The sequence below is a fragment of the Bradyrhizobium sp. UFLA05-109 genome (assembly GCF_054185165.1).
Genome location: NZ_JBBIAR010000068.1, coordinates 26,573 through 51,130, shown reverse-complemented (window position 1 = coordinate 51,130; position 24,558 = coordinate 26,573). Strand labels below are relative to the sequence as shown.

The 24,558-nt window shown below is 60.3% G+C and carries 23 protein-coding genes; 12 read left to right on the top strand and 11 right to left on the bottom strand.

Annotated elements, in window-relative coordinates:
* Positions 1-86 precede the first annotated feature (86 nt).
* Both Q3C01_RS35810 and Q3C01_RS35805 read right to left on the bottom strand, forming a co-directional pair.
* A complete protein-coding gene (locus Q3C01_RS35810; protein ID WP_458149981.1) occupies positions 87-440 on the bottom strand; it encodes a response regulator transcription factor in 354 nt (117 codons plus the stop codon).
* Positions 441-478: 38 nt separating this feature from the next.
* Positions 479-1,108, bottom strand: a complete 630-nt coding sequence (locus Q3C01_RS35805) for a response regulator transcription factor (protein ID WP_458149980.1) — start codon at positions 1,106-1,108, stop codon at positions 479-481.
* A gap of 211 nt (positions 1,109-1,319) precedes the next feature.
* On the opposite strand from Q3C01_RS35805, the gene Q3C01_RS35800 reads away from it, so the two are divergent.
* Positions 1,320-2,870 (top strand): ATP-binding protein, encoded by a 1,551-nt coding sequence (locus Q3C01_RS35800; RefSeq protein ID WP_458149979.1) that lies wholly within the window; start codon positions 1,320-1,322, stop codon positions 2,868-2,870.
* A 19-nt stretch (positions 2,871-2,889) separates the two neighbouring features.
* On the opposite strand, the gene Q3C01_RS35795 is transcribed toward Q3C01_RS35800, so the two are convergent.
* The 7 genes from Q3C01_RS35795 to Q3C01_RS35765 form a co-directional block, all read right to left on the bottom strand.
* Positions 2,890-3,201, bottom strand: a complete 312-nt coding sequence (locus tag Q3C01_RS35795; RefSeq protein ID WP_458149978.1) for a UBP-type zinc finger domain-containing protein — start codon at positions 3,199-3,201, stop codon at positions 2,890-2,892.
* Between the two features lie 185 nt (positions 3,202-3,386).
* Entirely contained in the window at positions 3,387-4,553 is a 1,167-nt protein-coding gene (locus Q3C01_RS35790; RefSeq protein WP_458149977.1) for an NADH:flavin oxidoreductase/NADH oxidase, read from the bottom strand.
* Positions 4,554-4,640: 87 nt separating this feature from the next.
* A complete protein-coding gene (locus Q3C01_RS35785; protein WP_458149976.1) occupies positions 4,641-5,648 on the bottom strand; it encodes a cytochrome d ubiquinol oxidase subunit II in 1,008 nt (335 codons plus the stop codon).
* Positions 5,645-7,033, bottom strand: a complete 1,389-nt coding sequence (locus Q3C01_RS35780; protein WP_458149983.1) for a cytochrome ubiquinol oxidase subunit I — start codon at positions 7,031-7,033, stop codon at positions 5,645-5,647. The genes Q3C01_RS35785 and Q3C01_RS35780 overlap by 4 nt, the downstream gene beginning before the upstream one ends.
* A gap of 167 nt (positions 7,034-7,200) precedes the next feature.
* Positions 7,201-8,838, bottom strand: a complete 1,638-nt coding sequence (locus Q3C01_RS35775; RefSeq protein WP_458149975.1) for an MFS transporter — start codon at positions 8,836-8,838, stop codon at positions 7,201-7,203.
* The gene (locus Q3C01_RS35770) at positions 8,835-9,932 is read right to left on the bottom strand and encodes an HlyD family secretion protein (RefSeq protein WP_458149974.1); all 1,098 of its coding nucleotides are present in this window, start codon (positions 9,930-9,932) and stop codon (positions 8,835-8,837) included. The genes Q3C01_RS35775 and Q3C01_RS35770 overlap by 4 nt, the downstream gene beginning before the upstream one ends.
* A 73-nt stretch (positions 9,933-10,005) precedes the next feature.
* Positions 10,006-10,581: a helix-turn-helix domain-containing protein gene (locus Q3C01_RS35765; RefSeq protein WP_458149973.1), complete on the bottom strand. Its 576-nt coding sequence runs from the start codon at positions 10,579-10,581 to the stop codon at positions 10,006-10,008.
* Positions 10,582-10,874: 293 nt separating this feature from the next.
* Here Q3C01_RS35765 and Q3C01_RS35760 point away from each other — a divergent pair, with 293 nt between their 5' ends.
* The 7 genes from Q3C01_RS35760 (at position 10,875) to Q3C01_RS35730 (ending at position 18,297) form a co-directional block, all read left to right on the top strand.
* On the top strand, positions 10,875-11,540 hold the full coding sequence (locus Q3C01_RS35760) for a sensor histidine kinase (protein ID WP_458149972.1): 666 nt from the start codon (positions 10,875-10,877) through the stop codon (positions 11,538-11,540).
* 108 nt (positions 11,541-11,648) lie between these two features.
* The gene (locus Q3C01_RS35755; RefSeq protein ID WP_458149971.1) at positions 11,649-13,082 is read left to right on the top strand and encodes an NAD-dependent succinate-semialdehyde dehydrogenase; all 1,434 of its coding nucleotides are present in this window, start codon (positions 11,649-11,651) and stop codon (positions 13,080-13,082) included.
* A gap of 69 nt (positions 13,083-13,151) precedes the next feature.
* A complete protein-coding gene (locus Q3C01_RS35750) occupies positions 13,152-13,808 on the top strand; it encodes an NAD(P)H-binding protein (RefSeq protein ID WP_458149970.1) in 657 nt (218 codons plus the stop codon).
* Positions 13,809-13,884: 76 nt separating this feature from the next.
* Positions 13,885-15,309, top strand: coding sequence for a class II fumarate hydratase (fumC, locus tag Q3C01_RS35745; protein ID WP_458149969.1), 1,425 nt, complete (start codon positions 13,885-13,887; stop codon positions 15,307-15,309).
* The gene (locus Q3C01_RS35740) at positions 15,272-15,880 is read left to right on the top strand and encodes an FUSC family protein (RefSeq protein ID WP_458149968.1); all 609 of its coding nucleotides are present in this window, start codon (positions 15,272-15,274) and stop codon (positions 15,878-15,880) included. The genes fumC and Q3C01_RS35740 overlap by 38 nt, the downstream gene beginning before the upstream one ends.
* A gap of 43 nt (positions 15,881-15,923) precedes the next feature.
* Complete coding sequence (locus Q3C01_RS35735; protein ID WP_458149967.1) at positions 15,924-17,207, top strand: threonine/serine exporter family protein; 1,284 nt, start codon at positions 15,924-15,926, stop codon at positions 17,205-17,207.
* Positions 17,208-17,538: 331 nt separating this feature from the next.
* A complete protein-coding gene (locus tag Q3C01_RS35730) occupies positions 17,539-18,297 on the top strand; it encodes an alpha/beta fold hydrolase (RefSeq protein WP_458149966.1) in 759 nt (252 codons plus the stop codon).
* 149 nt (positions 18,298-18,446) lie between these two features.
* Here the strand turns inward: Q3C01_RS35730 and Q3C01_RS35725 are convergent, their stop codons facing one another.
* Positions 18,447-18,947, bottom strand: a complete 501-nt coding sequence (locus Q3C01_RS35725) for a Dps family protein (protein WP_458149965.1) — start codon at positions 18,945-18,947, stop codon at positions 18,447-18,449.
* 319 nt (positions 18,948-19,266) lie between these two features.
* Positions 19,267-20,283, bottom strand: a complete 1,017-nt coding sequence (locus tag Q3C01_RS35720; protein ID WP_458149964.1) for an aldo/keto reductase — start codon at positions 20,281-20,283, stop codon at positions 19,267-19,269.
* A 493-nt stretch (positions 20,284-20,776) separates the two neighbouring features.
* On the opposite strand from Q3C01_RS35720, the gene Q3C01_RS35715 reads away from it, so the two are divergent.
* The 4 genes from Q3C01_RS35715 (at position 20,777) to Q3C01_RS35700 (ending at position 24,556) form a co-directional block, all read left to right on the top strand.
* On the top strand, positions 20,777-21,490 hold the full coding sequence (locus tag Q3C01_RS35715) for a DJ-1/PfpI family protein (RefSeq protein WP_458149963.1): 714 nt from the start codon (positions 20,777-20,779) through the stop codon (positions 21,488-21,490).
* Positions 21,491-21,519: 29 nt separating this feature from the next.
* Positions 21,520-21,849, top strand: a complete 330-nt coding sequence (locus Q3C01_RS35710) for a putative quinol monooxygenase (protein WP_458149962.1) — start codon at positions 21,520-21,522, stop codon at positions 21,847-21,849.
* 68 nt (positions 21,850-21,917) lie between these two features.
* The gene (locus Q3C01_RS35705; RefSeq protein ID WP_458149961.1) at positions 21,918-22,382 is read left to right on the top strand and encodes a (2Fe-2S)-binding protein; all 465 of its coding nucleotides are present in this window, start codon (positions 21,918-21,920) and stop codon (positions 22,380-22,382) included.
* Positions 22,383-22,390: 8 nt separating this feature from the next.
* A complete protein-coding gene (locus Q3C01_RS35700) occupies positions 22,391-24,556 on the top strand; it encodes a xanthine dehydrogenase family protein molybdopterin-binding subunit (RefSeq protein ID WP_458149960.1) in 2,166 nt (721 codons plus the stop codon).
* The last annotated feature ends 2 nt before the right edge of the window (positions 24,557-24,558 follow it).

Sequence of the window (24,558 nt, the reverse complement as noted above, 5' to 3'; positions counted from 1 at the left end):
CTACCAGCAAAGCCCGCCGTGCGAAGGGGTCAAAATTGGACGCCGATGAGGGGTCAAATTTGAACGCCGATTGACAGGCGAGGACGTCAAATCCGCAATGCCTTCTTGATGCAGCCAACCAGCATTTCGACATCCAAGGGCTTGCGGAGTAAACCTATCGCCCCACAGGAAATCGCTCTTATTTCGAGATCAGGTTCGGTGCGGGCCGTTATCATGATGACCGGCAATGAGCCATTACGCTGTTGAAGTTTTTGCTGAAGCTCGAAGCCGCTCATTCCTGGCATATGAATATCTGTAATGGCGCAAGTAAATTGTTCAAAGTCGGCGGCTGCAAGAAAATCCTCAGCGGAGGCAAAGCCAAGGGCGTCGTATCCAAGTGATCTCGTTAGCGAGACCAGCATCTCCCGCACGGCGACGTCATCATCAATAATGGAAATCATCTTTCGTTGCCTGCGTGGGTGAAGCTTTCAACGTTCTCTCAGCGCGATTTGCTCCTGAGTGCATCTGCCATACGAACCAGATCAGCAATGGAATGGGCTTCCATCTTACGCATCACGGCGCCGCGGTGCATTTTAACTGTTATCTCACTTAGGCCGAGTTCTCCTGCGACTTGCTTGTTCAATTTGCCGGAGGTTACCAACATCATCACTTCGCGCTCGCGCGAGGAAAGCGTGGCGAACCGATCGGCCGTCGCGACAGTCCAGTCATCGTTGGCGCGCCGCGCTCGATCCCGGTTGATTGCCGTGGTGACCGCATCGATCATGTCTTGATCTCGAAATGGCTTAGGAAGGAAGTCGACCGCGCCGGCTTTCATTCCTCGCACACTCATTGGAATATCCCCGTGTCCTGTCATCAGCACCACAGGTAGCCTTACCCCTATGTCCTGGAGCTGCTCTTGAAAGTCCAATCCGTTGATTCCTGGAAGGCGAATGTCGAGGACGATGCAGCCGGGGCCATCCAAGCGGCTCGCCTTCAGAAATTCCTGCGTAGATCCGTAACTGCGGACGTTCAGTCTGACCGACCGCAGCAGGCTGTCGAGCATCAAGCGCACGGAATCGTCGTCATCGATGACGTGTACGGTAGGCGTGCCTTCAGGCGCTTGGGTCATGCACGTGCCACTCGGCAGTGGATTGACTTCAATACCACAAGCTGCATTCGATCGCACTAAACAAAGGTACGGCGTCACCGACAAAAGTACATACCAAGGTGTGGGTCGCAGAGACTCTTGCGAGGTTGGCCTGCGACAAGATGGCTATCATACTCGTTGCTACGACCACGTGTTCCGACGCTCTGCTCGCAAAAGGCAAGGAGAAACCTCAATGAACACGCGTATCAAGGTGCCCGCCGCAATCCGACCGAGTGCGGACGGCGACCGCCGGGAAAGGCGCACGATTTCGGCGTACGCAGCAACCGGGTCGGTGATCCGCATCAGTTCTTCGGCGGTTGATCGCGGCGTCTCAATCGTGACTGAGTCGATGTCGGAGGAGTGCTACGAATTCGCGGACTTTCGATTGTTTCCTAAGCGGCGGACGTTATTGCGCGGGGCCGAGCGCGTCGCGATTGGCGGACGGGCACTCGATCTACTGTCCTTGCTGGTATCTCGGGCTGGGAATGTCGTGAGCTTCGAAGAGCTGATGCGTCAGGTGTGGTCGAATGTGACAGTCGAGGAAGCAAATGTTCGCGTGCAGGTCGCCATCCTCAGAAAGGTCCTGTCGCAATGCGAAGGGGCGAACCAGGCCATCGATACGGTGCCGAATCGAGGATATTGCTTCGTTCTATCTGTGCGCTACAGTCCGAATTGGATCGATCCGGGCGGCTCTAGGCTTCAGGTAAATCCCGCATTGCCAATCCTGCCAAACCCTACCGTAGGTCGAGATGATGCAATCCAAATCATCGGGGACGGTCTGGACAAACATCGCCTTGTAACCGTCACCGGCCCCGGCGGTATCGGAAAGACGACCGTCGCGATCGCAAGCGCGGAACGTTATGCGAAAAAGTTCCGAGGCTTGATCAGGTTCGTCGATCTTTCGCATGTCGCAGACGGCGCGGGAGCGGCTCGGGTCATTTCCGAGGCCTTGCATCTTGCGCCGGTCCACAATGCGATCGAGGCGTTGTGCGAGCATCTTAGAGTCCATGAAGCTCTCCTGATACTCGATACTTGCGAGCATATCGTGGAGTGTGTCGCGACGCTTGCTGAGATCATGTTAGGTCGTTGCTGCAATCTGAAATTGCTCGTGACCAGCCGAGAATCCTTGCGGGCAAAGGGTGAATGGACTCATCGGCTGCCATCACTCACGTTTCCTGAAGAGGGACATCAGATCGAGGAGAAAGATCTCGCGAAATTCTCGGCGGTTACCCTGTTCGTCGATCGTGTTCAGTCGTCAACTCGCTTCGAACCTCGACGGCGAGACCTGCCAACGATTGCGGAGATATGCCGGAGGCTCGACGGAATACCGCTCGCGCTGGAGTTTGCGGCCGCTCGAGTGGCGGAGCTTGGGCTCCGCGAGATTGCCGTGCGCCTCGACGATTGCTTTACGATCCTCACACGAGGCCGCCGGACCGCATTGCCCAGGCACCGCACGCTGGCTGCCGCTTTCGATTGGAGCTATAGCCTTCTCTCAGACGAAGAGCAGCGTATGCTGGTGCACCTCGCCGCTCTCCGCGGCTCGTTCACGGCCGAGCGCGCCATCGCGAGCTGCTTGGACGGCGCGTGCAAGCGGCCGTCGGAAGCATTCTACAGTCTTCTGGACAAGTCATTTCTGGCGGTCGAAATGGCAAGTGAAGCGCCGATGTTTCGCTTGTTTGAGACCACGAGAGCTTACGCGGTGAGCATGGCATGTTCGGTGCAGCATTCGGTCGGCGGGCAGTAAGACGTGCGGTAGCGCGAGCTCAATCTTCTACGAACCGTGGTATCGGACCGAGCTGTTGCGTGGGGTGGTCAAGCTCGATGAAGACATCGTCGACATAGCACCAGCCCCAACCATCTGGCGGATCGTAGCCCTCGATGATCGGGTGTCCGCTTGTCTGAAAATGCCTGGTGGCATGCTTGCCCGGCGATTGATCGCAACAACCGACGTGCCCACATGAACGGCAGAGTCGCAGGTGTACCCACCAACTCCCGGTCTTCAAGCATTCCTCGCAGCCGCGCGCACTCGGTGTAACGGTCCTAACGAGGCCCTGGTGAGAACAGGAACGCGGCATTTGGCGCCTCCATGCCGCGAATTGGCGGCTTGTGCTTGAGAAGACTCGCGACGGTTCGCGTGGAGCCATGACTGACCGGCCGTATCCTACGCCAAAGTTGAGCCAGACGCCGAGCTCGTTCACAGAATTGGGAGCGCCAAGTGGCGCACATGGATCCCGAGGCCGCTTAACCAGCAGCGCGCCAACTACGATGTAGAACCTTGTAAACTACGGTCAACAACGGAAGACGGCCCGGACCTCTTGGGGCTACTCGCTGTCAAGAGATCTTTGAATCGTCGAGGCTGCGACCGAAGGTACTGATTTGGTGCCTGAACCTGCGCGCCCAGTTCGGCCGCAGCATGCCAAGGCCATCGAGGATCATAAAGGATCGTCCGTGCCAGCGCGACCAGATCGGCTTCCCGGGTGGCTACGATCGCCTCGGCCTGGTCAAAGCCGGTGATCAGTCCGACGGCAACGACGGGAATTCGAACGGCCGTTTTGACAGCTCGAGCTAATGGCACCTGATAGCTCGGTCCGACGGGAATTTGCTGAGCAGGATGAAGACCACCGCTGGAAATATGGACTGCGTCGCAGCCGGCAGCTTCAAGCCTCGCAGCAAAGACGCAGGTTTGCTCGATGTCCCAACCTCCGTCGACCCAGTCGGTGCCGGATATCCGTGCAGTGACAGGCCTGTCCGGAATTGCCTGGCGCACGGCCTCGAATACTTCAAGCGGAAACCGCATGCGGCTTTCCAATGATCCGCCGTACCGATCGTCTCGCTGATTGGAGAGCGGTGACAGGAATTGATGCAAAAGATAGCCGTGGGCGCAGTGAAGCTGAATCAGATCGACACCGATCCGCCGTGCGCGTTTCGCCGACGCCACGAAAGCATCGCGTATGTCTCGGAGTCCATCGCGATCGAGCATCCGCGGCGAGATCTGGCCCTCGGCATAGGGTATCGCTGAAGGTGCATCCGTCTGCCAGCCGTTTGGCGCGCCTGGTGCGATCTGGGCTCCTCCGACCCAGGGCACGGCGGTGGACGCTTTGCGGCCTGCGTGGTTTAATTGAATGCCGATGGGAATGCCCGACCAGCGTCGAATGCGATCGACCGTAGAGCTCATGGCAATTTCTGTTTTATCGTCATAGAGGCCGACATCAGCCCATGTGATGCGACCTTCCGGGAGCACCGCTGTGGCCTCGATCGTGAGCAGAGCCGCTCCGGATAGCGAAAGGTGTCCCAAGTGGATCAGGTGCCAGTCGTTCATGCAGCCATTCTCTGCCGAATATTGGCACATCGGCGCGATAACGATCCGGTTCGACAATTCGAGCGAGCCGACCCGAATGGGTTCAAAGATGGCAGGCCTATGCGTCATTGCGATCTTCCTCCGCGGTGCCGTTGTCTCGAGTAAGGAATGTCGGCCCCCGTCGCTGCGGACGGGCCCGCTGTCGTCTTTCTTCGTTTATGAAGCGCCAACCTTTCCCCGAAACGTCCAATAGCTGAAACCAACGTAAGCCAGGATGATCGGGACGATTCCAGCGATTGCGAAGAACGAGATCACCTGGGTTCGCTGCTCGGATGCCGCTTCCCAAATGTTCATGACCCCTGGAATGGCGTACGGCCAGACACTGGCGCCGAGCCCGCCCAACGAGGCGAGGAACAGCAGAATCGCACAGAGAAATGGCACCCAGTCACGCGGTCCGGACAATGACCGCAGGGCGCCAACCCAGGCGGCTGCGGCGAGGAGGGGAAGCGGCGAGAGCGACAACAAGTGGGGAAGCGTGAACCAGCGATTGGCGATCGCAGGGACGCTCAACGGAGTCCAGAGGCTGATCAATGCGATTGCGGCGCCCGTGAGAAAAAGCGTTACGAGGGCGAGCCTGCGGCTGGAGATTTGCGTCGCTCCCTCGGTCTTCCAGATCAGCCAGCATGCGCCGAGCAGTCCATAACCCGCTGCGAGTCCGACGCCGGTTGCGATGGAAAACGGCGTGATCCAGTCAAACGGACCGCCGGCAAAGTGGCCATCGGCGACTCGAATTGTCCCGCCGACGAATGATCCCAGGATTGCGCCCTGGCAAAAGGCTGCGACCGCAGATCCGCCAGTGAAGGCCGTCGTCCATAGAATCCTCAGCGGACCGCCCTGGGATCGGAATCCGAACGAAACGCCTCGCAAAACGAGCCCAAACAGCATCAAGGCGAGGGGCAGGTAATACGCCGGGATGAGAATAGCGAAGGCTCCGGGAAAGGCGGTCCATAGCACCATCGCGCCAAGCACGAGCCAGGTCTCGTTGCCATCCCAGTTGGGCGCCAACGTTCGGATCATGATATCGCGATCGTCCGGGCGCGATGCGAACGGCAGGAGGATCCCGACTCCGAGGTCGAAACCATCCAGGATGACATAGAGCGCTATGACGAAGGCCGCGGATACGGCGAACACCACCGGCAGATCGAGATTGCTCAAGATGCTCATCTGATTGCTTCCCTTGCTGCGATTGCTGCGTGGATGGCGCCCAGTGGGCGGCCAACGGGAATCGTCGGCGTCTCGATCTCGAAACCGCGCCAAACAAGTCGGCCGCCATAGTAGAAGAATCCGAGCAGCAGGAGGTTATAGAGAACCAGCGCGACTGCGAGCGATCCGAAAACAGCTCCGCCGGCAATCGGGGAGACGGCATCGGCGGTTCGCAATTGCCCGTAGACGACGTAGGGTTGCCGTCCCACCTCCGTCACCGTCCAGCCCGCGAGCGTCGCGATGAATCCAAGCGGTGTGCCGGCCAGACACAGGTAGAGATACCAACGCGTGTCGAACAGCCTCCGACGCCAGCGAAGATAGAGAGACAACAGCGCAAGGCCGAGCAGTGCCATTCCGCAGCCGACCATGATCCGGAAGGCAAAGAAGACGGGAATGACGGGCGGACGCTCGCTCGCGGGCACTTCTTTCAGGCCCTTGACTTCGCCGTTGAGCGAATGCGTGAGAATGAGACTTCCAAGCCAGGGGATTTCGACGGCGTAATCGTTGCGCTCGGCCTTCTCGTCGGGCCAGGCAATGGCCGTCAGCGGCACCGCTCTCGCCGTCTCCCATCGCGCTTCGATGGCCGCGAGTTTCATCGGTTGGAATCTGCGGGTATTGAGCCCGTGTTGGTCGCCAACAAAAATTTGCAGCGGTACCAAAATCGCCGCCAGCCATAAGCAGAGCGAGAACGCCGCGCGGGCGGGCGCCTGTTCCTTCTCCCGGCCGCGCAAGAGCCAGAACCCGGACACGCCGACAACGACGAAGATCCCGGTGATGAAACTGGCCAGGAGCATATGTGCAAGCCGGTACGGCATCGAAGGATTGAAAACCACGCCCCAGAAATCCGTGGTGACGAACCGGCCATCGCCAGTCATCGTGAAATCCACCGGCGTCTGCATCCAGGAGTTCGCCGCGATGATCCAGAAGGCCGAGATGACCGTGCCCGTCGCCACGATCACGGACGCCCCGAAATGGAGCCATTTGCCGACGCGTTTCTCGCCAAACAGCATGATCCCGATAAAGCCAGCTTCCAGGAAAAAGGCCGTCAAGACTTCTAGCGTCAAGAGGGGGCTGATGACATCAGCCGTGACCCGCGCATAACGGGACCAGTTCAGTCCAATTTCGTACGAGATGACCACTCCGGTCACGACGCCCATCCCGAACGCGAGAGCAAAGACCTTCGTCCAGAAGGTCGCGAGCTGATGGTATGCGGGCTTTCCGGTCCGGAGCCACAAGGCGTTCAAGGTGACGATGAACCACGCGATCCCGATCGAAAATGCGGGCCACAGGATGTGGTAGCCAATCGTGAACGCGAACTGCAGGCGTGAAAGTATCACGGGATCCATCGGCACACTCCATCCGCGGACACGTGGCAACTCCCAGGAGTTGGAAGGGGTTGTCCGCACTCCGTCAGTGTGCAGCATCGGGTCCGACAAATATTGTGAAAGCGTGCCTCTATTTGTCTGCGTCGAGCCGCATGTTGCGCTGATCGCGGCAATAGAGCTTGTTGCTCTCAGACGTGCGTCGCCAGAGTTACGCCACATCGGCGCAGCAGCGCTTTGACAAAGCCAAACGGAGCGGGCGTAAACGGCCCTGGTGGCGCCCGTGTGATCCAACACAGGCAGAACAGGCCGGCGATCGCCAGCCAAAAGCACAGGGAGAAGCCGTCGATGAATGCCAAGACATTGGCTTCGCGCGCGACCGTTCCCGAAAAAACATGGATCGCTCGTGCTGATGCTGCGTCCGCGCCGCGGCCCGAGAGATGATCGGCGAGTGCGACCAACTGATGTTCCACCTCGGAATTGCCGTCTGCAACATGAAGCCCGAGATAATTCGAATGAATCTGCTCGCGGACACGCAGCCATGTGTTCATCAGGGCCACCCCAACCTCCGCACCGACCACGCGGATGACCTGGATGTATGCCGAGAATGCCGTTGCGCGCGACGAATCCGAGTTTGCGACCAGAGTAAGAATAGTCGGCGTCAAGGTGAAGACCTGGCCGACCGATAGCAGGAGGACGATCACACGAAAGTCCGCTGGCGCCCAGTCGTGGGTCAATTGCATGCCAAGAAGGCCGACGGCCGCGAAAGTCGATAGTCCGAAGGCGGCAACCCAACGGGCATCGAAGTGTCGAAGGATGGCGATCGAAAGCGGCGTCAGTATCAATATCGGCAAGGCGCCATAGACAAGCGCCAGGTATCCATACTGCTCGGGACGCAGCAACGTGACGGTACCGAGAAAGCCGGGCACGAGAACAGAATTGGACAGGCTGGTCAGGGTGTAGAAGAGGGCAGTTGCGAGGCCTAGTCCGATGTTGCGCTTGAACAGCACGTTGATGTTGGCCCAGGGGTCTCTGGCGTAGATTTCGTTGACGAGGAAGGCAATGAAGAGAGCGCTGCCGCCGGCAAGCAGACCGACCACGATTCCGGACCCGAGCCAATCAAGCCGGTTGCCCTGATCAAGCCCTGCATAGAACATCGATAGTGAAGCGCCGAACAACAACATGCCGGCCCAGTCGGCCTTACGCAAAAGGTCGCGGTTGGTCTGGCATGGAGGCGTGCCCAAATAGACCAGCAAGGCCATCAGCGGCGCGATCACGACGCCCTGCCAGTAAAACCATTGCCAGCCGAGGTCGGCGGCAAAGAGCCCCGCGGCTGCCTGGCCGACATCCTGCGTCAGGCCGACGCGCACGGAGTATAGGGCGATCGCCCAGAGCCACCACTTCTGCGGCAAGTGCCGGAAGATGATCATGAACGTCGCCGGCACAAAGGTCCCCAGCAGCATCCCGTAGATGATGCTCAACACCATCAGTGCTTCGTAATTCCTGGCAAACGGGATGGCATAGCAGACGACGGCAAACAGCAGGCTGGGGACTGCCAGGATGCGTCGCAATCCAAAGGTCGTGACGAGCCAGACCACCGCCGGAGCGACGAATATTTGCGATCCGACAGAAGCCGTGTAGAGCCAGGCTCCCTCGTCGAAGCCGAGCGAGAACGCGCCGCGCAGATCAGGGAGCCCGTAGCCGATCAATCGCGTGTCGTAATTGGTGAAGATGGAGCCAAGAACGACGGCGGCAACCGCGAACAGCGGTTGCGGAGTGATACCCCCGAACGAAACGGGTCCGCGCCGATCATCGTCGCTACTGATCATCCGCCGCCACCGACATGAATACGGGTGACGACGGACATGCCCGGCAACAGCTGAGAGAGCAGCGGCTGCTCCTTGTCGAAGGCGATCCGCACGGGGATTCGCTGGACGACCTTGGTGAAATTGCCGGTCGCGTTGTCCGGCGGGAGCAGCGCGAACTGAGAGCCGGACGCCGGCGAGATCCGTTCGACATGTCCGCGCAGCGGCCGGTCCGGAAAGCTGTCAACTGCGATATCGACGGGCTGGCCAGGGCGGATGCGTGTAAGCTGCGTTTCCTTGTAGTTCGCGATCACGTAGACGTTCGGGAGCGGCACGATATTGATGAAGTTCCGTCCGACAGTGACATAATCTCCGGGCTGAACTTGACGCTCGCTGACCACGCCATCAAACGGCGCAAGAATGCGTGTGTAACCCAATTTCAGGCTCGCGGCAGCCAAGGTCGCTCTGGCTCCGTCGACGTCCGCGGCACGCTGCTTTTTCGTCCCCTGTAGCACTTCGAGCTGGTGATGTTGCTCGGCGACAGCCGCGCGACTGGCGCGCGTGTCGGCCTGAGCCTTGCCGTAGGCGGCCGTCGCCTGCTCGAGGCGCTGTTGCGTGCCTGCGTCAGTCTGTGACAGAGCCTGCTGTCGTTCCTGCTCCTCTCGGGTTTCGACCTCAATGGCTTCCGTCGATCGAAGCGTCGCTTCAGCCTGCGCGATGACCGCATATTGGCGCTCAATCTGATCGCCCAGAATGTCGATAGCCGCCCGCGCGGCCGCCAGGGTGGCATTCGCCAGATCAACCTGAGCCTGGTAGTCGGCGGGATCAATCTGAATGAGCAAGTCGCCCGCCTTGACCGACTGGAAATCGTCCACAGCGACGGATGAGACCTGACCGGAAATGCGGGTGCTTAGCCGGGTGACATCCGCACTCACATAGGCGTCGTCAGTCGATTGTATGGCGGCCTGGCCCGTCCAGGTATTCCAGCGGTTCGCCGCGACGATGATAAACGCAACAACGACCAATAGAACGAGGGAGGGCAGCAGGAATCGCAGGTAGGACCGTAGCGCCGAAATCGCCCGATGATCGCGAAGCGGCCCGGCTGTGGCCTCGCGCATCAACATGTCTTTTGAGTCGACTGGCATTGACCCTCACTGGTCGGTCGTTCGACCCGCCCGAGATCCTCGCGAACTAGCTATCCTTTTGCCGGGAGTGAAGCAGCGGCGATTGGAGAACGCCGTCGGACGCGGCTCCCTTGAATGCCCGCCGCCACGCGTGTGGATTGCGCCCCACCGTGCGCCGAAACAGGCGGCACAGAGCGGACTGATCGACCAGGCCGCAGGCAACCGCAATTTGACTCAGCGGCTCGTTGGTCGTGAGCATCAGCTCTTGCGCGCGTATGGTTCGCCTCATCGTCAAGTAGGAGTGAGGCGGCTGGCCGAAGCTCTTCTTGAACGCCCGGGAAAAGTAGCTCGGGCTGAGATTGACCACGCCTGCAAGTTCGACCGTCGTCAGCGAGATGCTCAGATTGGCTTCGATGTGCGCTTTCAGACGGCGCTCTTGCCAGGGGGCCAGCCGACCCGCTCCGGTGGACGGAGCATCCGCGCGCTCGTCGAGCGTGGCGCGCAAAATGTCCATCACGCAATCGATGAGCTGCCTTGCGCGAGCCTGATCGGAGACGACGACAGCATCTGCGTTCCGAAGCAGTTCTATCATCGTATGTGTCGAGGCACGACAACAGAACTCGACGGGCGTATCGCCGTTCATTTTGCAGGCAACATGCGCCGGCATCGCCTGTGCGCCGTCGGACGGAGTACAAGAGCCATCCATGGTTCACCCAGTAGGAAATTGGCGTTGGAACCATGTGCGACGGCCGCGCCAAGCGAAAGTTAAAGGTTGTAAAAAGAGGAAGGAGGCTCTCGCCGGATTTGACTTCGATTTTACAGCACAAACGGGAAAGTCTCGGCGGTGCTGATCAATGCAGGCGACGCCGAATGGCTAGGATCCCATCTCGCAGAGAAAGGTTGACAGATGGAGTGGTTAGGCCAGGAGCGAGCAAAATGAGAGACGTGTTCGAGTTTGCGGAACTGAGCAAGGATACGGCGGTTTCGGATGTCGAAGACCATGTCCTGCTGAAGGAGATGTCCCACCGTATCAAGAACGAATACGCGGGCGTCATCAATACAATTTCGTTGCGCGCCTACAAGTCGCAGAGCACGGCAGTGAGGGCAGCCTTGACCGACGTGGCAACGCTCCTGATGCAGTTGTCGGATGTCCATCGGGCACTGACGTTTCCCGCTGGTCGGCAGCCGGTCGAGGTCTGTGCGTACCTGCAGCGGCTCTGCGGTGCGGTGAGTGCCGCGCGGCTCAGGGATCGCAACATAAAGCTGCTGCTCGTCGAGTCCGAGCCGCAATTTCTTGCGGCCGAAAGCTGCTGGAAGCTTGGGCTTGCCGTCTCCGAACTCATTACCAATTCGTGCCGTCACGCATTTGGCCCGGTCGGCGGCGTTATCCGGATCGAGTTGTCGAAGGACGGGCCAATGGTGACATGCTGTGTCCGTGACAATGGTTGTAACCGCGGCAAACGGCCGGCGGGACAGGGTCTCAAGCTCATGCAATCCCTGGTGCAAAGCGTTGGAGGCACGTTCGATTGCGGCTTTGGAGACCGCGGCGCTATCACGCTGATCTCGATGCCCAGCAGCGGAACTCTTGGCGGCCTTCACTGAGAACTGCACCGCAAGGTGTCACTTTTACCTCTCTTTACTTGCTCGCCGACAAGGCGCTGGCAATGTTGGAAGGTCGAGAAAGCTCACTCAAGAGCAGGAGCGCGAGAGATGGCGGAAGCAAGAGCATTCGGAGTGACCACACCCAATCTCTTTCAGACGGTCAATCCAGCGACGGGTGAGAAGGGGACAGCCTATCCGGGGCATACCGTCGACGACGCGTTGTCGATTGCCGCCAATGTTCATCGTGCGCAAGTCGCGTGGCGCCGGGTAGGGTTCAAGGATCGCGCTCCTTTGATGAGGAACGCTGCCAAGGTCATTCGCGACAATAGTCCGCGGTATGCCAGGCTCATGACGGTAGAGATGGGCAAGCCGGTGACCGACGGCCTTGCCGAGCTCGAGAAATGTGCCTCGTGTTGTGACTATTTTGCCGAGGCGTCGGAAGGTTTTCTCAAGCCAAGACATCTCGATATGAGCGCCGGCTATTCGGGCCCCGGCGCGCCGCCCAAGGCATTTGCGACTTTCAATCCCCTCGGCGTCATCCTGGCGGTCATGCCGTGGAATTTTCCGTTCTGGCAAGTCATCCGGTTCGCGGCGCCGCATCTGATGGCCGGCAACGGTGGCGTCTTGAAGCATGCGTCCAACGTGCCGGGATGTGCGTTGGCGCTGGAGGAAATCTTCAGACTGGCGGGGTTTCCCGTCGACCTCTTTCGAACGGTGCTTCTGTCGTCGAAGGATTTGCGGCCCCTGATCGAAGACCCGCACATCGCCGCGGTCACGTTGACCGGCAGCGTTGCCGCCGGGAAGTCGGTCGCCGCGATTGCCGGCGCAGTCATGAAGAAGGGCGTTTACGAGCTCGGTGGCTCGGACGGCTATATCGTGCTCGAGGATGCGGATCCGGTCGCCGCCGCCAGGATCTGTGCGCGTGGGCGCATGGTGAACGGCGGCCAGAGCTGCATCGCTGCCAAGCGCTTTGTTGTGGTCGAGAGCGTCAGGCAGGCGTTCGAGAACGCGCTGGTCGAGGAGATGAAGCGGTTCGAGATGGGAGACCCCAACGATCCCAGGACGCTTCTTGGGCCGATGGAAAGCGTGCATTCGCGGGATCAGATCGCAAGCCAGGTCAGTCAGAGCATCAAGAATGGTGCTCGGCTTCTGCTGGGCGGCGAGGCACCGAAACGCGCCGGTGCATGGTTTCCGGCAACGATCCTGTCGAACGTTTTGCCGGGCCAGGCGGCGCATGACGAGGAGCTGTTTGGGCCAGTTGCGGCGATCATATCCGCCAAAGACGAGGAGGACGCGATACGGATCGTGAATGCGAGCGAGTTCGGCTTGGGATCGGCGGTGATTACGGCTGATACTGCGCGGGGCGAGCGCATCGCGGCCGAGGAGTTGGATGCCGGGGCAGCTTTTGTCAACCAGAACGTTCGGTCCGACCCCAGACTGCCGTTCGGCGGGGTCAAGAACAGTGGTTACGGCAGGGAAGTGTCTGAGTTCGGCATTCTGGAGTTCTGCAACATCAAGACGGTCTTCGTCGAGAAGCTGTAGGAGCACCGGAGCCGACGCGGTCCGGCCGAAGGCCTTACGAAGAAGCGTGCCGCCCTAGCGAGGACGAACGTGAAGATCTTCATTGTTGGCATTTCCGGAGAGACCGGGTTCAGGCTTGCACGTCTGCTCAAGGAGCGTGGCGACGAGGTCGATGGTCTCTATCGCCGGGCTGAGCAAGGCGAACGGCTCCGCGCGATCGGTATCGCAGGCACACATGGCGATCTCGTCTGGATCGATGAGACGAAACTCGCAACCCACTTCGCGGGAAGTGATGTCATCGTCTTTACGGCGGGCGCCGGCGAATCTGACAGTGATGCGATGATCGACGCCATTGATGGCGACGGCGTAACCAAATCAATCGCCGCAGCCCGAGATGCCGGCGTCAAGCGCTTCATCCTCGTCTCGGTGTTTCCCGAAGCCGGACGCCAGGACGGATGGGGCGAAAGCTTCGAACATTATATCGCCGCGAAAAAGCGAGCTGATGTGGAGCTGTCCCGGACGGAGCTCGATTGGGTCATCTTGCGTCCGTCCTCTCTAAATAACGAAACAGGTGTTGGCACCGTCAGTCTTGGGCCAGCGGAGTTCCATACCGACATTCGCCGTGATGACGTCGCGGCGACGATCGCAGAACTGGTTCACACGCCGGCTTTGCGACGTCGCATTCTGGAATTGACCGAAGGTACGACGCCCATAGCGCGCGCCGTGATGGCGCAGATCGAGAGCTGAGAAAGTTGCTGTTCGCCCGGGGACTATCGCCCCCGCGCAATGTTGCCGCCACCGATACCATACCAAAGAGGATGCCATGACAGACTTCCGCATCGAAACCGACAGCCTCGGCAAAGTCACCGTTGCCTCCAACAAGCTGTGGGGCGCACAGACCCAACGCTCGCTCGAGCATTTCAGCATCGGCCACGATCTGATCCCGCGCGAGATGATCATCTCCTATGCGACCCTCAAAAAGGCCGCCGCCGTCGCCAACCACGCCAGCAAGCGGCTCGACGGCCAGCGCTACGAGTTGATCGTTCGGACCTGCGACGAAATCCTCAATGGCCGGCATCACGACATGTTTCCGCTGCACGTCTGGATGACCGGGAGTGGCACGCAGTTCAACATGAATGTCAACGAGGTGATTTCCAATCGTTGCTGCCAGCTCGCTGGCACGCCGCTCGGAAGCCATGCGCCGGTGCATCCCAACGACCACGTCAACATGGCGCAGTCCTCGAACGATACGTTCCCGTCGGCCATGTGTATCGCAGCGGCGGTGAACGTGAAGCAGCGGCTGCTTCCGGCGGTGGGCGAGCTGCGGGATGCCATCGCGGCCAAGGCCGGGGAATGGGACGACATCGTCAAGATCGGCCGCACCCATATGCAAGACGCGACGCCGCTGACGCTGGGTCAGGAATGGTCGGGCTATGTCGGCATGCTGTCGGATGATCTCGATCGGTTCGAAGATGCGCTGAAGGGTGTCTATCGTCTCGCGCTCGGCGGCACCGCCGTCGGCACCGGTATCAACTCGGCCCCCGACTTTGCCGAGGCGGCTGCAGCAGAGATCGCTGGGCTGACCGGGCTGCCCTTCGTCACCGCCCCGAACAAATTCACCGTTCAGGGCGCGCATGATGCGCTGGTGCAGCTTTCCGGAACGCTGCGGACACTTGCGGTATCGCTCTACAAGATCGCGAATGACATCCGCCTGATGTCATGTGGTCCTCGCGCCGGTTTCGCCGAGCTCAGCATTCCCGAGAATGAGCCGGGCTCGTCGATCATGCCCGGCAAGGTCAACCCGACGCAATGCGAGGCGCTTGCGATGATCGCAGTCCAGGTGATGGGCAATGACGTCGCCGTCGGCTTTGGCGGGGGCGGCGGTTACCTCGAGATGAACGTCTACAAACCGCTGATGATCCACAACATCACGCACTCGATCACGATCATGACCGATGGCTGCACCAACTTCCGCAAGTTCCTGATTAAGGGCACGAAGCCGAACTTGAAGAGGATCAACGAGTTCGTCGAGCGTTCGCTGATGCTGGTGACCGCGCTGTCGCCCGTCATCGGTTACGACAAAGCGTCCAGGATCGCCCATTTCGCGATGGACAACGATCTTACGCTGAAGCAGGCCGCACTGAAGCTCGGCTTCGTCGACGAGGCAGAGTTCGATCGCGTCGTCGATCCCGCCAAGATGGTCAAGCCCTATGTCGCGGCCGCTCCAGCAAAAGCTGGCGCTGCGTGAAACTGAGGGACTGGTGGTCATGAAGAAGCTCACGGCTTGGGAATTGATCTATGCGATCGTCATGGCGGTCGCCTGCGCCGCCTCCTACCTCTTGACGACCGAGTTGCTCGGCGGCTTCATCGATCGCAGCGACACCCTCCTCGGAGGCATGTGGGCTGCCGTCGCAACGCTGTTTGTTTTCCGGGAGACTCGGGAAGGGAGCCTCTTGGCGGGGATATCGCGGTTGACCGCGACTTTCGTGAGCTTCGTTCTGTGCTTCGTCTATATCGTCCTTCTTCCGGTCAATGCTGCCGGCATCGGTCTCGTGATCGGCGTGGGGACGATCGTGATGCTGGTGCTGGGACGGCACGAGGATATTGTGACCACCGGGATCACGACGACAGTCGTGCTGGTGGTCGCCGCCATCGACCCGGCGCATGCGCTGGCGCAACCGCCACTGCGTCTGCTTGATACAGTCGCTGGAATCGGCGTCGGCATGCTGGCGAAATGGGCTGCGTCTTATGCCGTGGCCCGCGCCGGCATTGCACCCGACGACGCGTCCTATACGACGGTCAGGCGGGCCGGGGCATGACCAGTTTCGGCCAGTTCAGGCTGGCCTTGCGCGGGCAGAAGTCATGCTGATCGCAGATGGCCCCGAGCACGCGCCTTTGACCGGCGAGCGACGCGCGCACCTGGTGCTCGCCTTTGCAAAGGTGCTGTACGTTTATGGTCAGTCCACAGAACAGACGATTGCCGCCGCTGCACGGCTCGGGCGAGCGCTCGGATTGAGCGCCGACCTGGTACCGCGGTGGGGCGAGCTGAGTCTCTTGGCCGACGAGGGGCCACGCACGTTCCTGTACCAGGCCGAGGCGAGCCCGACCGGGATCGAAATGGATCGTGTGGCCTCGACCATCCGGGCCATCGCAGACGTTGAGGCCGGCCGTCTCGCCCCCGAGCACGCTGCAAAGACCATCGACGCGATCGCCCGATTGCGTCCGTCCGCGACCTGGCTCTTCGTGCTCGCCGCCGGAATAGGCAGCGTGGCGCTGGCGGTTATCTTCGGCGTCGAGCATGTCATCGCCGCTTGCCTGATTTTCCTCGGCGGCAGCGCCGGCGCCTTGTTGCGACGGGGCCTTGCCCGGTTCAGTGAGAATCTCTTCCTGCAACCGTTTGGCGCCGCGCTGCTCGCCGGCCTCATCGGCGGGCTGGCGGTGCGCTATCAGCTGAGCTCGTCGCTGCGCCTCGTCGCGGTCTGTCCCTGCATGGTGCTGGTGCCGGGTCCACATTTCCTCAACGGCATGATCGATCTGGTTCGCGGCCGGCTGTCGCTCGGCGCTGCCCGTCTGCTCTATGCTCTGCTGGTCGTCGCCGCGATCTCGCTCGGCTTGGTGCTCGGGCTCGCCTGTCTCGGTGTGTCATTGCCGACGGACCCTTCCGGCCGGATCGTGTCATTGTGGGAAGATGTCGTCGCAGCTGGCGTCTGCGTCGCTGCCTACTGCATCTTTTTCTCAGCGCCGCTTCGCATGCTGCCATGGCCGGTATGTGTCGGCATGATCGCCCACGCGTCGCGATGGGTCGCAATCACGCAACTCGGCGCTGGCGCTGCCACCGGGGCTCTGGTTGCGGCTCTCGTCGTCGGCGTGACGCTCACGCCCGTCGCCCGGCGCGCCAACCTTCCCTTTGCGGCGATCGGATTCGCCGCCGTGGTGTCGATGATTCCTGGAGTCTATCTATTCAGAATGGCGGCGGGGTTGCTGCAAATCACCGCTCAAGCCCAAGTGACGCAGGATCTCGTGGGGGCAATACTGGTTGACGGCGCCAGCGCTGCGATGATCACGCTGGCATTGAGCTTGGGCCTGATCGTGCCAAAACTGATCATCGATGCCAGGGACGGTCATCCCAGCGCAAGCAAAGGTTAGAGCTCGCGCGCGCGGCTACTTGGCGCGGAAAGCGCTTTTACATCTTTAAACTGGCTTTATTTCGGCCGGACGCCTCTACTGGCTGCACGAACTGCGGCTCGACGGAGCAGATCACGACAACGGTCTCTGCCGCGGCCGTCGTTTCAAAGCAAGGCGAATCCCAAGTGATGCTCCCGACGACCGATCTACTCGTGCCAAAGCCACTCGCGCTCTGACATCTGCGCGGCGGCGATGCGGTCGCGATTCGATCGTGAGCGAGTGTCGCAGAGTGTCTCGTGTCGATTGTGAAGACGGCAATACCGAAGTCCCCACCAAACGAAGGAACGTAGCAATGAAATCGTGCAAAAGCGTTATGGGCTTGAGCCTCCTGACCGCGATGGTAGCGATCGCCCAGCCAGTTTTGGCTGCCGAACCGAAAGCAAAGACCGCAGTTCTTGTCCATGGCGCATTCGCTGACGGATCGAGTTGGGAGAAAGTCATTCCGTACCTCGAGAAGGCCGGACTCAAGGTCGTTGCAGTCCAGAATCCGCTCGACTCGCTGGACAACGACGTCGCGGCGACCAAGCGGGCGATCCGGAACGCGGAAGGTCCTGTCGTCCTCGTTGGCCATTCATGGGCTGGTGCCGTCATCACCGAAGCAGGGAACGACGACAAGGTCAAATCGCTCGTGTATGTGGCGGCCTACGCGCCGGATAAAGGCGAGTCGGTGAAAAGCGCCACTTCGAAATATCCAGATCCGGAGAGCCTGAAAACCTTCGTCAAGGACCCGGACGGCTATCTCACGATCAGCGAGGAAGGTATCAAGAAATATTTCGCGGCAGACCTTCCACCCAAGGAGCAGGCGGTCGTAGCTGCGACGCAGGGACCTTTCCACATCAGGACCCTCTCTGCTCCGATCAGCCAGGCCGCGTGGCGAGAGAAGCCGACCTTCATGGTCGTTGCGACCAAGGATGCGATCATTCCGCCGCAAATGGAGAAGGACCAGGTGAAGGCGGCCAAGGCTACGGCGATCGAGGTGCCATCGAGCCACGTCGCGATGCTGGCGTTCCCGAAGGAAGTCTCCGAGCTGATCATCAAGGCGGCGGAGTAGCGGAACGCCGTGACGTCAACGGCGATGGGCGAGGCGCAATCGCCGCTGACTTGTGACCGCTTCGTTGCAACCGTTTTCTCAACACGCGGACGCCGCCGGATGAGACAAGCGGCGTTCGCGTATATTGCTTCGGCTGGATGCCGCGGACATCAGGCAGACCGTGTGACTTCGAACAGGAACCAGGCCCGCCGCTCCGCCTGATCGGTCCAGCCGTCGAGCAGCCCCGAAGTGGCGTTGTCCTTGGCTTCATCAACCAGCACTTTCGCTTCCCGGAGCGCGCGAACCAGCGCGAAATTGTCCTCGCGGAGTTCGGCGAGCATGTCGTCGGCCGGCACGAATTCGGCATCATTATCCTTGATTGTCTGCCGGCGAGCGATGTCTCCGATCGATCGCAAGGTTGTATTGCCAGTCTTGCGAAGTCGCTCGGCGATGTCGTCGACAACCGAGAAGATTTCCGTCGCCTGATCGTCCAGCAACAAATGGTAGTCGCGAAAATGTGGCCCGGCCATGTGCCAATGAAAATTCTTGGTCTTGAAATAGATGGCGAGCATATCCGCCAGGATCGTGTTGAGCGCATCGGCGGCCGTGGTGGTGTTCGGCAGCGCCAAGGCTGATGCGGAATCGGATGTTGGTATGCGAGCTGGAATCATTGTCGTCTCCTGACGTTGATGCGGCGAGCCGCGATGGAATGTGATGAAAAAGGACGATCGGGGCGCCCTGGGGAGAGGGGCTTGGGCGGATTGCGCCCCGACCTACGCATGGCGCGCTGCCATCCGTATGGCATTTGGCTTTGGAAAGACGTGCTCTGATTGGCCAGACTTTCTGAAAGCTAAAGTCGTCAGGCATTTCTGAACCCGTCACAAGAGTAGAACCACACGACACCGGGCTCAATTAAATCGGCGTAACGGCTCGTAAAATCTCGCGGGTGCTGAATTTATCTGGTGTGGAGCGCAGGCATGGATCGACGGCCTATTTATCGATCGGCAGAGGCGCCTCTTCGGCCACGAGCCCTTTCTTTCGCAGCGCCTGCCAAAACTCGGCTGGAATTCTGGTCTTGAGCGCCGCGTGATCTTCGAGGATGCGCGCGGGCTTGCTCGCCCCGGGAATGACAGCGGCTGAAGCCGGGTGCGCCAGAGAGAAGTGCAGTGCCGCTGCCTTGATGGGTATGCGGTATTCCGTGCAAAGTGCTGAGATCTTCTCGACCTTGGCGGCAATCGCCGGAGGCACCGCCCCGTATTCGAAGTGACGCCCGCCTGCGAGCACGCCGGAGCTATAGGGGCCGCCGATCACGATATCGACTTTCTTGCGCTGTGCAGCCGGCATCAGCCGCTGGAGCGCCAGCTCATGATCGAGCAACGTATACCGGCCAGCGAGCAAGGTGGCGTCCGGGTCCACCTCGGCGAGCCCGAGCAGGAGCTCCACAGGCTCGACCTTGTTAACGCCGAGGCCCCAGCCTTTGATCACGCCCTGGTCGCGTAGTTTCGACAGGGCTCGGAAAGCCCCCGTTCGAGCGGTTTCAAACATCGCGAGCCAGCGATCGCCATAGAAGTCCTGGGCGATATCGTGCACCCACACGAAATCGATATGGTCGACCTTCATGCGCTTGAGGCTGTCCTCGATCGATTTAATGGTGCCGTCGGCCGAATAATCGGGAACGATCTTGTTGGGGCGGCCGTGCTTGAAGATTTCGCCCTTCTCGCCGTGGTCCCTGCCGCTCGGATCTTCGACTTCGTCGAGGATCAGCCGGCCGACCTTTGAACTGAGAACGTAGTCGCTGCGAGGTCGCCTTGAGAGCGCCTTGCCGAGTCGGATCTCTGCGAGTCCGGCTCCGTAGAATGGAGCGGTGTCGAAAAAGCGCGTGCCTGCGTCCCAGGCTGCGTCGACTGTCGCGAGCGCCTCATCCTCGGGAATATCCCGATACATGTTGCCGAGCGGTGCTGTGCCGAACCCGAGCGGCCCTGCGAATAGTGCTTCCCTGATTCTCATTTGAACCTCCGGTGACGATGAAGTTGGCGTTGCCGATGTCGCGCGGAGTTGAGTGCATCCATCTACAGCCGGCAAGAGCGCCACTTCCACGAGTTTATGTCGCGTATTTCCGGCTGACGAATAGCGATTTGTAAATTGAAGAAAATCGCACCCGCGAAAGCAATGGGAGAAACTTGAAGCTCAGTGCTTGCGCGACACTCCCGCGGCCCGACGTTTTACATCTCTTTACGGGCGTCTGTGTCCGCTTCCGATTATCTGTGACGGCGACAATGGTGCCCGCGTGGCCGAGCTCATCCGCAACAGGGCATTGGCTGTCGGCAGATCCAATATCTCGACGTGGAACTGATGCGACCCATCCAGAAGCGAACGGAAGGCTGATACCATGAGCAAGGCAAAAGTGCTTGTCGTTGGATCCAATGCGACCCAGATCGAAGTCCAGGGTGGCAAATGGGGGCCAACTGGAAATTATCTGAACGAGACCGTCGTTCCGATCATGGCGCTGATCGGAGCCGCCTACGACGTTCAACTCGCCACGCCAGACGGCACCAAGCCCCATATGGACAAGGCCTCGGATTCGGCCGCCCACTTTGGCGGCGACGCGGCCGCCTATACCCGCGCCAGAGCCTTCTGGACCAATGATCCCGCGATGAACCAGATTCAGTCCCTGGGTGCTGTGATCGAAAAGGGATTGGACGGCTACGCCGGCGTCTTCGTGCCGGGCGGCCAGGCACCGGTCGTCGATCTGATGCAAGATCCGCAAATGGGTGCGGTGCTTCGTCACTTCCACGATCGTGCAAAGCCAACGGCCTTGCTCTGCCATGGTCCGATTGCGCTCGTGTCGGCGATGCCGCGTGCGCGCGAATTTCGCGCGGCCTTGATGGCCGGTAATGAATCGAACGCGAAGGAGTTGGCCGAGGGCTGGCCGTATGCTGGCTATCGGATGACGATCTTCTCCGCTTCGGAAGAGACGTGGGTTGAAAAGGAAATCCTGCACGGGAAGATGTACTTCACCATGCCCCAGGCGCTCAGTGCAGCGGGAGGCGACGTGGTGACGACGAAGGTCGATTTCGAGCCGCACGTGATCATCGATCGTGAACTCATCACTGGCCAGAATCCGCGCTCTGATCATTCGGTCGGTGAGGCGCTGGTCAAGGCGCTCGATAAGGCAATCGCTCAACGTCAGCCTGGCGCAGCCGCTTCCGCTTGATAGGCGGAACGGCGGGTGGACGACGCTCGATGATTGAGCCGACCCACAAGGAGAAATCAGTGGCAACTCAGATGAAAACTACGGCGCTGCTGAAGGCTCGACCCGGCAAGACCGGTGAACTGGTCGCCCTGTTGCGCGGCTTGGCGAGCCACAGCCGGTCCGAGCCGGGCAACCTTCGATGGGATCTTTGGCAAGATCAGGACGACGAGACTACGTTCATCATCGACGAGCTCTACAAGGATATCAATTCGGTTGAGGCCCATCGGGCAACGCCGCACTTCCAGAACTATGCATCCAGGATCAATGAGCTCGCGACCCGAACGGCTGTCACGTCGCATCCTCTGGACGTCGTCTCATAACGCCGTCCGACAGTCGAACGGCGCGTCCCGATCGCGCTGAGCTGCCCGAGCAGATAGCAGGAGTTCATATGGCCACGACGCTGAATATCAACGGTCAGGAAAGGTCCGTCGAAGCGCCTCCCGAAATGCCCTTGCTATGGGTGTTGCGCGATATTCTCGGTTTCACCGGTACGAAATTCGGCTGCGGCATGGCGCAGTGCGGTGCCTGCACCGTGCATGTCGATGGCAAGCCGGTTCGCTCTTGTGTGCTCCCTGTCGGCAATCTCCAAAGCCGCACGATAACCACCATCGAAGGCATCGCAGCGACCCCGGTAGGGGCCAGAGTGCAGAAGGCATGGCTCGATCTCGAGGTCGTGCAGTGCGGCTATTGCCAGTCCGGTCAGATCATGTCGGCGGCAGCGCTGCTGGCGTCGACGCCGGATCCCGACGACTCCGATATCGACGCAGCCATGGCGGGGAACATCTGCCGCTGCGGTACCTATGTGCGCATCAGGGCCGCCATCAAGCAGGCAGCGGCCGCTCAGAAGGCGTAGGTGACATCATGACCGTCGCGGAATTGCCGGATATCTCGCGTCGTCGCGTGCTCGGCGGCGCATTGGCAACGGGCTTTGTGTTCGCCTTCCATCTTCCGGTCGATGCCGCCGGGCCCGTGAAGGATCCAGCCGCTAGGACGTTTGCGCCGAACGCTTACATCCGGATCGACGGAGCCGGTCTCGTCACGCTGGTGATGCCGCAGGTGGAAATGGGACAAGGCATTTACACGGGCGTTGCCACCATCCTCGCCGAAGAACTCGATGCAGACCTGACTCAGGTTGCACTCGAGCACGCACCGCCGGACGAGAAGCTCTATGCCAATGCGTTGCTGGGCGTTCAGGCCACCGGCGGATCGACTTCGGTGCGCGCTTTCTGGACCCCGTTGCGGAAGGCAGGTGCCACCACGCGGGCGATCCTCATTCAGACCGCCGCCGAGCAGTGGCAAGTCACGCCTGAGAGCTGCAGCACGATCCAAGGCGCGGTAGTTCACAATGAAAGCGGCCGCAGGCTTCGCTATGGCGAGCTTGTGGAGGCCGCCGGGAAGGTGTCACCGCCGCGGGACGTTGCGCTGAAGGATCCCAAGGACTTTGTCCTGGTCGGTAGGCCATTGAAGCGTCTCGATACGCCGGACAAGGTCAACGGCAAAGTGATCTACGGCATCGACACAATGATGTCCGGCTTGAAATTTGCGACGCTGGCGCAGTGCCCGGTCTTTGGCGGCACGGTCGCGAAGGTTGACGACGACGCCGCAAGGAAAATCTCCGGTGTGCGGCAGATCATCGCGTTGGACGACCTGGTCGCCGTTGTCGGCGATCATATGTGGGCCGCGAAGTGCGGGCTCGAAGCACTTGAGATCACCTGGAACGAAGGCAAGAACGCCAACCTCAGCTCCAGGGACATCTGGGATCATCTTCGCGCGGCGAGCGAAGGTGCAGGCGTCGTCGCAAAATCCGTCGGAGATGTCGCCAAGGTTCTCAATTTCGGAGAGACGTACGATGCGTCTTACGAAATGCCGTTCCTCGCGCACGCGACGCTGGAGCCACTGAACTGCACCGTCCACGTTACGCCGAATTCGTGTGACGTCTGGGTGGGAACGCAGATCATTGCGCGCGCGCAGTCGGTCGCCGCGAAAGCGGCCGGGCTCCCGGAAGACAAGGTCACGATCCATCAGCACCTGCTTGGCGGAGGTTTCGGGCGCAGGCTCGAAGTCGACATGATCGACGCGGCTGTGCGGATCGCCAGCAAAGTCGATGGACCTGTAAAGATCGTCTGGACGCGCGAGGAAGACATTCAACACGACCTCTACCGCCCGGTCTATCGCGATAGTATCTCAGCGAGGCTGTCTGGCGACAAGGTGATCGCCTTCAAGTACCGCGTCGCTGGATCATCGGTGATCGCGCGTTGGTTGCCGCCCGCCTTCAAGAAAGGCATCGATATCGATGCCGTCGACAGTGCCGTCGATACACCCTACGACATTCCGAATTTTCAGGTGGAGTATATCCGCGTCGAGCCGCCGGCTGTGCCGACCGGATTTTGGCGCGGTGTTGGTCCCAACAACAATGTGTTCGCAATCGAATGCTTCATGGACGAGCTGGCGCGCAAGGTGAACAAGGATCCGATTGCGTTTCGACGCGACATGCTCGGAAAGACGCCTCGCATCCGACACGTGCTGGACCTCGTAGCGGAGAAATCGAACTGGGGCCAGTCGTTGCCGCCGCGCGTCGGCCGCGGCGTTAGTGTGCAACCGACCTTCAATAGTTCGATTGCCACCGTCGTCGAGGCGGAAGTCGACACGGGCGGTGACGTCTACATTCGCCGGGTGACGCTCGCTGTGGATTGCGGCCTCGCTATCAATCCCGACACCGTCATCGCGCAGGTCGAGGGTGGCATGATCTTCGGTCTGACCGCTGCATTGTATGGCGAAATCACGTTGGAGAAGGGCCGCGTCCAGCAGTCGAATTTCCATGACTATCGCATGCTGCGCATCGACCAGGCTCCGAAGATCGATGTCCACCTCATGAAAAGCGGGGAGGCGCCGGGCGGGATCGGTGAGGCCAGCGTGGTCGGAGGCCCGCCTGCGTTGCGTAACGCCATCTATGCGGCGACGGGTATTGCATTGCGCCGGCTTCCGATCGACCGGCAGTTGATCGCGGAGAAGAAGTCGTGGTTGTAAGA